Origin of the sequence: Streptomyces sp. NPDC096105 (assembly GCF_044763335.1) — a bacterium.
Classification (GTDB): domain Bacteria; phylum Actinomycetota; class Actinomycetes; order Streptomycetales; family Streptomycetaceae; genus Streptomyces.
The window spans coordinates 70,779-83,131 of sequence record NZ_JBIWGC010000008.1 but is presented as its reverse complement, the minus strand read 5'-3'; the positions used below and the strand labels follow the sequence as shown (position 1 = coordinate 83,131).

The following is a 12,353-nucleotide window of genomic DNA, read 5'->3' as shown; positions in this document are numbered from 1 at the left end:
GTGAGACGCATGACAGCGCGACCCGCGAACGCCCATCAGGCACGACTGCTCAGGCTGCTGCGCGACGGCGGACCCAACTCCCGTGCCCAGCTGGGCGACCAGGTCGACCTGTCCCGGTCGAAGCTGGCCGTGGAGGTGGACCGGCTGCTGGAGACGGAACTCGTCGTGGCCGACGGACTCGCCGCCTCGCGCGGCGGCCGCCGCTCCCACAACATCCGCCTCAACCCGCACCTGCGCTTCCTCGGCGTCGACATCGGCGCGACCTCGGTCGACGTCGCCGTCACCAACGCCGAGCTGGAGATCCTCGGGCACATCAACCAGCCGATGGACGTGCGCGAGGGACCGGTCGCGGTCTTCGAGCAGGTGCTGGTCATGGCCGCCAAGCTGAAGGCCACCGGGCTCGCGGAAGGGTTCGACGGCGCCGGCATCGGCGTCCCCGGGCCGGTCCGCTTCCCCGAGGGCATCCCGGTCGCGCCGCCGATCATGCCCGGCTGGGACGGCTTCCCGGTGCGGGAGGCGCTCAGCCAGGAACTCGGCTGCCCGGTCATGGTCGACAACGACGTGAACCTCATGGCGCTGGGGGAGCAGCACGCGGGCGTCGCCCGCACCGTCGCCGACTTCCTCTGCGTCAAGATCGGCACCGGCATCGGCTGCGGCATCGTCGTCGGCGGTGAGGTCTACCGCGGTACGACGGGCAGCGCGGGCGACATCGGGCACATCCAGGCCGTGCCCGACGGACGCCCGTGCGCCTGCGGCAACCGGGGCTGCCTGGAGGCGCACTTCTCCGGCGCGGCCCTCGCACGGGACGCGACGGAGGCCGCCGAGCAGCGGCTCTCGTCCGAACTCGCCGCCCGGCTGGAGGCGAACGGCACGCTCAGCGCCGTCGACGTCGCCGCCGCGGCCGCCGCCGGTGACGCCACCGCCCTCGACCTGATCCGCGAGGGCGGGAACCGCACCGGCCAGGTCATCGCCGGCCTGGTCAGCTTCTTCAACCCGGGCCTGGTGGTGATCGGCGGCGGTGTGACCGGTCTCGGCCACACCCTGCTCGCCGCGATCCGTACCCAGGTCTACCGCGGGTCGCTGCCCCTGGCGACGGGCAACCTGCCCATCGTCCTGGGGGAGCTGGGCCCCACCGCCGGAGTCATCGGCGCGGCCCGCCTCATCAGCGACCATCTGTTCTCACCCGCCTGAGCCGACGCCGGCACGGCGGCCCGCCGCACCGGCGCCCAGCACCACCCGGGGAGGGTTCGCCCGCTCCGGTGTCCAGCACCATCCGGGGAGGGTTCGCCCGCCCCGGCGCCAGCACCACTCGGCGCGGGCCCGCCCGCACCGACCCGAACCGCACCACCCGCCGGCACGGGTCCCAGCCCCGTACCGGCGTGCAAGGCACCACCGCGCCGGTGCGACCGCCAGCCGCACCGGCGCGAACAGTACGACCCGCCGAGAACAGCACGCCCCGCCGAGACGGAAGCCGTCCGCTCCGGTGCGAGCCGCACCACCCGCCCCGACACCGCACAACCGCCGCCGCTCTGCTCCGCCCTGCCCGAAAACGCGCGCCCCGGAGGGGGCCAGGAAAGCCGGCCCCGGAGGGGGCCAGACACCGCTTGTCCCGCGAGGGGCCCGAGAGCCGGTCCCGTGAGGGGCCGCCGGCCCACGCCCGCCGAGGGGAATCCGCATGGCACCAGAACCACCCCTGCTCAGCATGTCCGGCATCACCAAGTTGTTCCCGGGAGTCCGGGCGCTGGACGGCGTGGACCTCGACGTCCAGGCCGGCGAGGTGCACTGTCTGCTCGGCCAGAACGGCGCCGGGAAGTCCACCTTGATCAAGGTGCTGGCCGGCGCCCACCAGCCCGACACGGGCACGATCCGCTGGCGCGGTGACGACGTCACCCTGCGCTCGCCGATCGCCGCCATGCGCCTCGGCATCGCCACCATCTACCAGGAACTCGACCTGGTGGAGCACCTGTCGGTCGCGGAGAACGTCCACCTCGGCCACGAACCCACCACCGCCGGATTCGTCGTCCGCGGCCGGGCCGCCAAGGCGTCCACCGCCGAACTGCTGAAGCGCCTCGGGCACCCGGAGATCGACCCCGGCCGCCTGGTCGGCGACCTGTCCGCCGCGCACCAGCAGATCGTGTCCATGGCACGCGCCCTCTCCCACGACGTACGGCTCATCGTGATGGACGAGCCGTCCGCCGCCCTCGACCCGGACGAGGTCGACAACCTCTTCCGCATCGTCGGCGACCTGACCGCCGCCGGCGTCGCCGTGGTCTACATCTCCCACCGCCTGGAGGAGATCCGCCGCATCGGCGACCGCGTGACCGTGCTGAAGGACGGCCGGGCCGTGGCCCGCGGGCTGCCCGCCAGGTCGACGCCGACCAGCGAGGTGGTGTCGCTGATGACGGGCCGCACCGTCGAGTACGTCTTCCCGCCCCGCCCCGCCGCCCCGCCGGCCGCGGGCGATCCGGTCCTCACCGTCGAAAACCTCTCCAGGCGCGGGGAGTTCGCCCCGCTCGACCTCCACGTCCGTCCCGGCGAGATCGTCGGCCTCGCCGGACTCGTCGGGTCCGGACGGTCGGAGATCCTCGAGACGATCTACGGCGCCCGCAAGCCCGACACCGGCCGCGTCCTCGTCGGCGGAAAGCCGCTCCGCCCCGGCAGCGTCCGCGCGGCCGTCCGCGCCGGACTGGGCCTCGCCCCCGAGGAACGCAAGGCGCAGGCCCTGCTGATGCTGGAGTCGGTCACCCGCAACGTGTCCGTCTCCTCCATGTCCCGCTTCGCGCGGGCCGGCTGGATCGACCGCGGTGCCGAACTGGGGGCGGCGCGCGCGGCGGTCCGGGAGCTGTCCCTGCGGCCCGACAACCCCGACGTGCCCGTGCGCACCCTGTCCGGCGGCAACCAGCAGAAGGCCGTGCTCGCCCGCTGGCTGCTGCGCGGCTGCCGGGTGCTGCTGCTCGACGAACCCACCCGCGGCGTCGACGTCGGCGCCCGCGCCGAACTGTACGCGGTCGTACGGCGGCTGGCGGACGAAGGGCTCGCCGTGCTGCTGGTCTCCAGCGAGGTGCCCGAGGTCCTCGGCCTCGCCGACCGCGTCCTGGTGCTGCGCGAGGGCTCCGTCGTCCACACGGCGCCCGCCCGCGAACTCGACGAACACCGTGTACTCGACCTGGTCATGGAAGGAAGCCCGGCGTCATGACGCAGAACGTCTCCCCGCCGCGGGACAGCACCTCCAAGGCAGCGCCGGCCGGCGAACGGCCCGCCTGGCGGGCCGTGTTGTTCCGCGCCGACGTGCGCACCCTGTCCCTGCTCGGCGTGCTCGCCGTGCTGATCCTGATCGGCGGCATCACCAAGCCGGACGAGTTCCTGGACACCCGCAACCTCCAGCTGGTCCTCACCCAGGCCTCCGTCATCGGCGTCGTCACCGTCGGCATGACCTTCGTGATCATCTCCGGCGGCATCGACCTGTCGGTCGGCGCGATCGTCGCCCTCGCCTCGGTGTGGGCCACCACCGTCGCCACCCAGGAGTACGGCTTCGCCGGCATCCTCTTCACCGCCGTCCTGGTCGGCCTCGGCTGCGGCCTCGTCAACGGGGTGCTCATCGCGTACGGCGGGATGGTGCCGTTCATCGCCACCCTCGCCATGCTCGCCTCCGCCCGCGGCCTCGCCCTGCAGATCACCGACGGGCGGACGCAGATCGTCACCGTCGACAGCGTCCTCGACCTCGGCGAGCGCGACTCCTACGTGCTGGGCGTCCCCCCGCTGGTGCTGGTGTTCGCCGCGGTCACCGTCGTCGGCTGGCTGGTGCTCAACCGCACCACCTTCGGCCGCCGCTCCGTCGCCGTCGGCGGCAACGCGGAGGCCGCCCGGCTGGCCGGCATCGACGTGCGCCGCCAGCGGCTCTACCTGTACCTGCTCTCCGGGCTGTGCTGCGGCATCGCCGCCTTCCTGCTGATCGTTCTGTCCGGCTCGGGCCAGAACACCAACGGCAACCTCTACGAACTCGACGCCATCGCCGCCGCGATCATCGGCGGCACCCTGCTCACCGGGGGCCGCGGCACCATCGTCGGCTCCGTCCTCGGCGTCCTGATCTTCACCACCATCACCAACATCTTCGCCCTGAACAACCTGCAGACCGACGTTCAGCAGATCGCCAAGGGCGCGATCATCGTCGCCGCCGTGCTGGTCCAGCGGCGTACCGCGAGCACGACCTGAGGGAAGGGTTCACCGCCATGCCAGAGCCGACGTTCACCAGCCGCAGAGGACTCCTCTTCGGAGCCGCCGCCGTCTCCGCCGGCGCCCTCGTCACCGGCTGCACCAGCAACGAGCCCAGCGGCGGCGACGAGTCCGCCGCGAACAACCAGCCGGCCGCCGACGACAAGCCCGGCAAGCAGGTCACCATCGGCTTCGCCGGACCGCAGGCCGACCACGGCTGGCTCAACGCCATCAACGACAACGCCAAGCAGCGTGCCGAGAAGTACTCCGACGTCACCCTGGAGAGCACCGAGGGCTCCAACGACACCGCCCAGCAGATCGGCCAGATCGAGACCCTCATCAACAAGAAGGTCGACGTCCTGGTGATCCTGCCCGCCGACGGCAAGGCGCTCACCCAGGTCGGGCTGAAGGCGATGCGCGCCGGCATCCCCGTCGTCAACCTCGACCGCATCTTCAACACCCCGCAGGCGTACCGCTGCTGGGTCGGCGGCGACAACTACGGCATGGGCCTCAACGCCGGCCACTACATCGGCGAGAAGCTCAAGGACAAGCCCGACGCCAAGGTGATCGAGCTGGCCGGCCTGGACAACCTGGAGCTGACCAAGCAGCGCACCCAGGGCTTCGACGACGCGCTGAAGAACTACCCGAACATCCGCAAGGTGGCCCGCCAGGCCGCCGAGTTCACCGTCGAGTCCGGCCAGGCCAAGATGGCGCAGCTGCTGCAGGCGCAGTCGCGGTTCGACGCGCTGTGGAACCACGACGACGACCAGGGCGTGGGCGCGCTGCGCGCCATCGAGCAGGCCGGCCGCGACGACTTCCTGATGGTCGGCGGCGCCGGCGCGCTCTCCGCGTTCGAGGCCATCAAGGCCGACAACGGTGTCCTGAAGGCCACGGTCCTGTACCCGCCGACGATGGCCGCCTCCGCGATCGACCTCGCCCGCGCCCTCGGCCAGGGCAAGGGCATCGGCGGCCTGGCCGAGTTCGAGATCCCCTCGTCGGTGACCTGCTACTCGGCCGTCGTCGACAAGGACAACGTCGACCAGTACATGCCCACCGGGTTCAGGTGAGCAGCCCCGCCCCACGGGCCTGACCAGCCCACCGGGCGGGGACCGCCCCGCCCGCCACGACGACGAGGAGGACATCCGAATGGCACAGCCGCAAGCGTCCGAAGGGGCGGGAACGGGGAAGCCGCCGCTGCGTGTCGGCATGGTCGGCTACGCCTTCATGGGCGCCGCCCACTCCCAGGGCTGGCGCACCGTGGGACGCGTCTTCGACCTGCCGCTCCGCCCCGAGATGGCCGTGATCTGCGGCCGGGACGCCGACGCCGTGCGGGCGGCGGCCGACCGGCACGGCTGGGCGGAGGCCGAGACCGACTGGCGGGCCCTGGTGGAGCGCGACGACGTCGACCTCGTCGACATCTGCACCCCCGGCGACAGCCACGCCGAGATCGCGCTGGCCGCGCTGGCCGCGGGCAAGCACGTGCTGTGCGAGAAGCCCCTCGCCAACACCGTCGCGGAGGCCGAGGCGATGGCCCGCGCGGCCCAGGAGGCGCGGGCCCGCGGCCAGGCGGCCATGGTCGGCTTCAACTACCGCCGGGTGCCCGCCACCGCGCTGGCCCGGCGGATGGTGGAGGAGGGCCGCGTCGGCACCCTGCGGCACGTGCGGGTGGCGTACCTCCAGGACTGGCTGGTGGACCCGCAGTTCCCGCTCACCTGGCGGCTCCGCCGCGAGCAGGCGGGATCCGGCTCGCTCGGCGACCTCGGCGCGCACATCGTCGACCTCGCCCAGTACCTGGCCGGCGAGCGGCTCGCGGGCGTCTCCGCGCTCACCGAGACGTTCGTCCGCGAGCGGCCGCTGCCCACCGCGTCGAGCAGCGGCCTGGCCACAGTCTCCGCGGCCGGCACCGGGCCGGTCACCGTCGACGACGCCGCCGTGTTCACCGGCCGGTTCGCCTCCGGCGCCCTCGCGTCCTTCGAAGCCACCCGGTACGCCACGGGACGCAAGAACGCCCTGCGCATCGAACTCAACGGCGAACGCGGCTCGCTCGCCTTCGACCTGGAACGGCTCAACGAGCTCGAGTACCACGACGGCACCGGAAACGCCACGCACGGCGGCTTCCGCCGCATCCTCGTCACCGAGCCCGACCACCCCTACCTGGACGCCTGGTGGCCGCCCGGCCACGGACTCGGCTACGAGCACACCTTCGCCCACCAGGCCCGCGACCTGGTGCACGCCATCGCCGAGGGCCGCGTCCCGGAACCGTCCTTCGCGGACGGACTCCAGGTGCAGCGCGTCCTCGCGGCGGTGGAGGAGAGCGCCGAGAAGAACGCCGTCTACACCCCGATCGCTGCCTGAGGAGGACGGATACGGATGCCGCGCAACTTCACCCTGTTCACCGGCCAGTGGGCCGACCTTCCGCTGGAGGAGGTCTGCCGTCTCGCCCGTGACTTCGGTTACGACGGCCTCGAACTCGCCTGCTGGGGCGATCACTTCGAGGTGGACAAGGCCCTCGCCGACCCCTCCTACGTGGCCGGCCGCCACCAGCTCCTGGAGAAGTACGGCCTGAAGTGCTGGGCGGTCTCCAACCACCTGGTCGGCCAGGCCGTCTGCGACGCCATCATCGACGAACGCCACCAGGGCATCCTGCCCGCCCGCATCTGGGGCGACGGCGATCCCGAAGGCGTACGGCAGCGGGCCGCCGCCGAGATCAAGGACACCGCGCGCGCGGCGGCCCTCCTCGGCGTCGACACCGTCATCGGGTTCACCGGCTCCGCCATCTGGCACCTGGTGGCCATGTTTCCGCCCGCCCCCGAGTCGATGATCGAGCGCGGGTACGAGGACTTCGCCGAGCGCTGGAACCCGATCCTCGACGTCTTCGACGCCGAGGGCGTGCGCTTCGCCCACGAGGTCCACCCCAGCGAGATCGCCTACGACTACTGGACCACCGTGCGCGCCCTCGACGCGGTGGACCGCCGTCCGGCGTTCGGGCTGAACTTCGACCCGTCCCACTTCGTCTGGCAGGACCTCGACCCGGTCGGCTTCCTGTGGGACTTCCGCGACCGGATCTACCACGTCGACTGCAAGGAGGCCCGCAAGCGCCTCGACGGCCGCAACGGCCGCCTCGGCTCCCACCTGCCGTGGGGCGACCCCCGGCGCGGCTGGGACTTCGTCTCCGCGGGCCACGGCGACGTGCCCTGGGAGGACGTCTTCCGCATGCTGCGCTCCATCGACTACCGGGGACCGGTCTCCGTGGAGTGGGAGGACGCCGGCATGGACCGCCTCCAGGGCGCCCCGGAGGCGCTGAAGCGGCTCAGGACCTTCGACTACGACCCGCCCAGCGCGTCCTTCGACGCGGCGTTCAGCAGCTGAGGGCCGGTCCCGGCGCCGGGCCGGGGACGGGGGCCGCGCGTCCGCCGGTCCCCGGTCCGGCCTGCCCGGAATCCGCTTTGTCCTCTCCTGGACAAAAGTTCAACCAGGCGCGGTCCAAGGGGTGTTGTCCCCGGAAGAAGGCGGTTACCGTCCCTGGAGTGTTCAGGGCGCCCACGCCTCCGGGGTGACGGCGCACCCCGGCCCACGCACGCACCGCACGATCAGCACCTGTTCCGTACGGCCCCATCCCGTTCCCGGAGGGACTTCGTGCACAGAAGAAGACTCACATCGACCCGCACCGCCCGACGCCCCGCCTTCCGCACCACGCTCGCCCTGTTCACCGGCCTGCTGCTGGCCGTGGGCACCCCGGCCACCGTCGCCGGCGCCCACCCCGGCCACCCGGAGCACGACGCACCGGCGGCGGCCGAGGGGCAGTTCCAGCAGGTACCGCTCGCCAAGGGTGAACCCGAGATGGGCGAGCCCATGTCGCTCGCCGTCCTCCCGGACCGCAGCGTCCTGCACACCTCCCGGGACGGCACCCTGCGCCTCACCGACGCCGGCGGCACCACCAAGGTGGCCGGCCGCCTCGACGTCTACAGCCACGACGAGGAGGGCCTCCAGGGCGTCGGGGTGGACCCCGACTTCGAGAACAACCGGGCGATCTACCTCTACTACGCCCCGCCGCTCGACACCCCCGCCGGGGACGCCCCGGAGAACGGCACCGCCGAGGACTTCGCCAAGTTCGACGGCGTCAACCGCCTCTCCCGGTTCACCCTGAACGCCAACGGCACCCTGAACCTGTCCAGCGAGAAGAAGATTCTGGACGTCGCCGCCTCCCGCGGCACCTGCTGCCACGTCGGCGGCGACATCGACTTCGACGCCGAGGGCAACCTCTACCTGTCCACCGGCGACGACACCAACCCCTTCGCCTCCGACGGCTACACGCCGATCGACGAGCGCCCCGGCCGCAACCCCGCCTTCGACGCGCGCCGCAGCTCCGGCAACACCAACGACCTGCGCGGCAAGATCCTGCGGATCAAGGTCGCCGAGGACGGCTCGTACAGCATCCCGGAGGGCAACCTCTTCCCGCCGGGCACCGAGAAGACCCGTCCCGAGATCTACGCGATGGGCTTCCGCAACCCGTTCCGGATGAGCGTCGACGAGAAGACCGGCATCGTCTACGTCGGCGACTACGGCCCCGACGCCGGCGCGGCCAGCCCCACCCGCGGCCCGGCCGGGCAGGTCGAGTTCGCCAAGGTGACGAAGGCCGCCAACTTCGGCTGGCCGTTCTGCACCGGCGACAACGACGCCTATGTCGACTACGACTTCGCCACCGGCGCCTCCGGTGAGAAGTTCGACTGCTCCGCGCCGAAGAACACCTCCCGGCACAACACCGGCCTGGTCGACCTGCCGCCCGCCCAGCCCGCCTGGATCCCCTACGACGGCGGCTCCGTCCCCGAGTTCGGCAGCGGCTCCGAGTCCCCGATGGCGGGCCCGGTCTACCGCTACGACCCGGACCTCGAGTCCTCGGTGAAGTTCCCGGAGGAGTTCGACGGCGACTTCTTCGCCGGCGAGTTCGGGCGCCGCTGGATCAAGCGCATCGAGCAGACCGAGGACGGCCCCGGCGGCTCGGTCGCGAAGATCAACGACTTCCCGTGGACCGGCACGCAGATCATGGACATGGACTTCGGCCCGGACGGCGCGCTCTACGTCCTCGACTACGGCCTGTCCTGGTTCCAGGGCGACGAGCACTCCGCGCTGTACCGGATCGAGAACGCCGAGGACGGCTTCTCCCCGATCGTCGGGGTGAGCGCCGACCGCACGTCCGGCGCGGCCGGCCTGAAGGTCAGGTTCACCGCCACCGCGGAGGACGCCGACTCCCCGGACCTCACCTACGCCTGGGACTTCGGTGACGGCACCAAGGGCGAGGGACTGAACCCCACCCACAAGTACAAGAAGGTCGGCACCTACACCGCGACCTTCACCGCCACCGACCCCGAGGGCAACACCGGCAACGCCAGCGTCCGCATCGTCGTCGGCAACACCGAGCCCACCGTGAAGATCGAGATCCCGGGCAACGGCAGCCTGGCCGCCTTCGGCGAGCCCGTGCCGTTCAAGGTGACCGTCACCGACCCCGAGGAGCAGGTCGACTGCTCCAAGGTCAAGGTCACCTACAGCCTCGGCCACGACAACCACGCCCACGAGCTCACCAGCGAGACGGGCTGTGAGGGCACCCTCAACCCGCCGCCCGGCGACGGCGGTCACGACCCCAACGCCAACATCTACGGTGTCGTCGGCGCCAGTTACACCGACGGCGGCGCCAACGGCCAGGAGGCCCTGACCGGCACCGCGCGCACCGTGCTCCAGCCGCTGCACCGCCAGGCCGAGCACTTCACCGAGCAGTCCGGCGTCAGCGTCATCGACAAGACGCAGGCCAACGGCGGCAAGACGGTCGGCGACATCCACGACGGCGACTGGATCTCCTTCAGCCCCTACCGCTTCGACGGGCAGAAGAAGCTGACCGTACGGGCCTCCTCCGGCGGCTCCGGCGGTTACATCGAGCTGCGCACCGGCTCGCCCGAGGGCCCGCTGCACGGCTCGGCGTACATCCCGCCGACCGGCGGCTGGGAGACGTTCCAGGACGTCGACGTCCCGCTGCGGGCGCTGCCGAAGAAGACCACCGAGATCTACCTGGTCTTCAGGGGCGGCGAGGGCGCGCTGTACGACGTGGACGACTTCGAGTTCTCCACGCAGCCGTTCAAGCAGGGCAAGAAGGTCCTCGTCTTCTCGAAGACGGCCGGCTTCCGGCACGACTCCATCGAGGACGGCGTCAAGGCCCTGAAGGACCTCGGCGGCCCGGCCGGCATCTCGGTCACCGCGACCGAGGAGGCCGGACAGTTCACCACCGCCAACCTCGCCAAGTACGACGCGGTCGCCTTCCTGTCCACCACCGGTGACGTGCTCGACGCCGACCAGCAGAAGGCGTTCGAGAACTACGTCAAGAACGGCGGCGGCTACATGGGCATCCACGCCGCCGCCGACACCGAGTACGACTGGGAGTTCTACGGCGGCCTCGTCGGCGCGTACTTCGACTCGCACCCGGCCGTCCAGAAGGCCACCGTGCGCGTCGAGGACCACGACCACCCGGCCACCGCGCACCTGGGGGACACCTGGGAGCGCACCGACGAGTGGTACAACTACCGCGCCAACCCGCGTGAGCAGGCCAAGGTCCTCGCCACCCTGGACGAGACCACCTACCAGGGCGGGAACATGAAGGGCGACCACCCGATCGCCTGGTGCCAGACCTACGGCGGCGGCCGCTCCTTCTACACCGGCGGCGGCCACACCAAGGAGTCGTACGCCGACGAGGCCTTCCGCGCCCACCTGCTCGGCGGCCTGCAGTACGCCACCGGCCAGGTGAAGGCGGACTGCAAGCCGGACAAGGGCTACCGGAAGATCTTCAACGGCCAGACCCTGGACGGCTGGAAGCAGGCCGGCCCCGGCAGGTTCGTCGTCAAGGACGGCGGGGTCATGGAGTCCGAGGGCGGCATGGGCCTCCTCTGGTACCAGGCCAAGGAACTGGAGTCGTACTCGCTGAAGCTCGACTGGAAGATGCGCGGCGACGACAACTCCGGTGTCTTCGTGGGCTTCCCGGCCTCCGACGACCCGTGGTCGGCGGTCGACAAGGGCTACGAGATCCAGATCGACGCCACGGACGCGGCGGACCGCACCACCGGCGCGGTCTACTCCTTCAAGTCGGCCGACATCAAGGCCCGTGACCAGGTGCTGCGCCCGCCCGGGCAGTGGAACTCCTACGAGATCAGGGTCAAGGGCGAGCGGCTGCAGGTGTTCCTCAACGGAGTCAAGATCAACGACTTCACCAACAAGGACCCGGAGCGGAGCCTGACCGACGGCTACATCGGCCTGCAGAACCACGGGGCCGACGACCATGTGTCCTTCCGCAACATCCAGCTGAAGGAACTGCCCTCCTAGGGCACCGGGAACGGCGGCGGGCGGACGGACGCCGGACCTCCGCCCGCCGCCTCGCCCCGGGCCGCCGGGCCCGGCACACGCTGGCCCTGGTCCCGGCACCTCACCCGGGCCACGGGGCCGGCGCCCGGCTCGCCCCCTCGGGCCCGCCCGGAGCCTGGTCCTCCGGCCGGTCCGCGGGGCGGGCGCCCCGTCCGGCCCACGGACCGGCACACCGGTCGGCCCGTGAGCCGGGCGCAGCGCCCGGCTCGAGGGCCGGCCCACCGTCCGGTCCGCAGGACCGAGCGTGGCCTGCGGACCTGAGCCGACACCGCGCCGGGCCCGCGGCCCGCACGGTGTCCCGCTCCCGGCCTCGGCCTACGCCGGGCTCCGGCCGGTCCCTCCGGGCCGGTGACCTGACCGGCCCGTGGGTCCGGGCACCGGCCCGGGGCAGGGACCCGTACCAGGCCCCGAGCCCGATACGGGACCCGTCCCCGGGCCGGCGCCGGTGGCAGGTCCGGTGGCCCGGCTGCCGTGCGGCACCGCGCCCGCACACGTGCACGACGCACCACCCGGCTCCCGGGTACGGGCCACGGCCCGGTCCCGGGACCGGCACGCGCCTGGTCCACGGACCGGGCACCGCGCCGGGTCCGTACCCGGTGCCACGCACGGCTCCTGCGTCCGGCAACGCCGCGGCCCGAGGGCCGAGCACACCGCCCGGTCCCCGGACCGGACACACCACCCCGCCCGGGGTTCGCCACACCGCCGGTCGTAGCGCCGGCGGTGGGCCGGGCCGCCGGGCC

General features: G+C 72.2%; 7 protein-coding genes. All 7 read left to right on the top strand.

Annotated elements, in window-relative coordinates:
* Window positions 1-9 precede the first annotated feature (9 nt).
* Window positions 10-1,191, top strand: a complete 1,182-nt coding sequence (locus tag ACIQ8B_RS15440; RefSeq protein WP_290011279.1) for an ROK family protein — start codon at window positions 10-12, stop codon at window positions 1,189-1,191.
* A gap of 484 nt (window positions 1,192-1,675) precedes the next feature.
* Entirely contained in the window at window positions 1,676-3,196 is a 1,521-nt protein-coding gene (locus ACIQ8B_RS15435) for a sugar ABC transporter ATP-binding protein (protein ID WP_403547213.1), read from the top strand.
* Window positions 3,193-4,212 carry an ABC transporter permease gene (locus ACIQ8B_RS15430; RefSeq protein WP_290011277.1) on the top strand — a complete coding sequence of 340 codons (1,020 nt, stop codon included), beginning with the start codon at window positions 3,193-3,195 and terminating at the stop codon, window positions 4,210-4,212. The genes ACIQ8B_RS15435 and ACIQ8B_RS15430 overlap by 4 nt, the downstream gene beginning before the upstream one ends.
* Before the next feature lie 17 nt (window positions 4,213-4,229).
* Window positions 4,230-5,279, top strand: a complete 1,050-nt coding sequence (locus tag ACIQ8B_RS15425; RefSeq protein ID WP_290011276.1) for a substrate-binding domain-containing protein — start codon at window positions 4,230-4,232, stop codon at window positions 5,277-5,279.
* Window positions 5,280-5,358: 79 nt separating this feature from the next.
* On the top strand, window positions 5,359-6,567 hold the full coding sequence (locus ACIQ8B_RS15420; protein ID WP_198602400.1) for a Gfo/Idh/MocA family protein: 1,209 nt from the start codon (window positions 5,359-5,361) through the stop codon (window positions 6,565-6,567).
* A gap of 15 nt (window positions 6,568-6,582) precedes the next feature.
* Complete coding sequence (locus ACIQ8B_RS15415) at window positions 6,583-7,581, top strand: sugar phosphate isomerase/epimerase family protein (protein WP_403547211.1); 999 nt, start codon at window positions 6,583-6,585, stop codon at window positions 7,579-7,581.
* 267 nt (window positions 7,582-7,848) lie between these two features.
* On the top strand, window positions 7,849-11,574 hold the full coding sequence (locus ACIQ8B_RS15410; protein WP_403547209.1) for a ThuA domain-containing protein: 3,726 nt from the start codon (window positions 7,849-7,851) through the stop codon (window positions 11,572-11,574).
* The last annotated feature ends 779 nt before the right edge of the window (window positions 11,575-12,353 follow it).

Excerpts from the sequence above, each read along its gene's own strand:
- ACIQ8B_RS15420 (WP_198602400.1), top strand. The coding sequence starts at position 5,359 with ATGGCACAGCCGCAAGCGTCCGAAGGGGCGGGAACGGGGAAGCCGCCG.
- ACIQ8B_RS15435 (WP_403547213.1), top strand. The coding sequence starts at position 1,676 with ATGGCACCAGAACCACCCCTGCTCAGCATGTCCGGCATCACCAAGTTG.
- ACIQ8B_RS15415 (WP_403547211.1), top strand. The coding sequence starts at position 6,583 with ATGCCGCGCAACTTCACCCTGTTCACCGGCCAGTGGGCCGACCTTCCG.
- ACIQ8B_RS15430 (WP_290011277.1), top strand. The coding sequence starts at position 3,193 with ATGACGCAGAACGTCTCCCCGCCGCGGGACAGCACCTCCAAGGCAGCG.
- ACIQ8B_RS15425 (WP_290011276.1), top strand. The coding sequence starts at position 4,230 with ATGCCAGAGCCGACGTTCACCAGCCGCAGAGGACTCCTCTTCGGAGCC.
- ACIQ8B_RS15440 (WP_290011279.1), top strand. The coding sequence starts at position 10 with ATGACAGCGCGACCCGCGAACGCCCATCAGGCACGACTGCTCAGGCTG.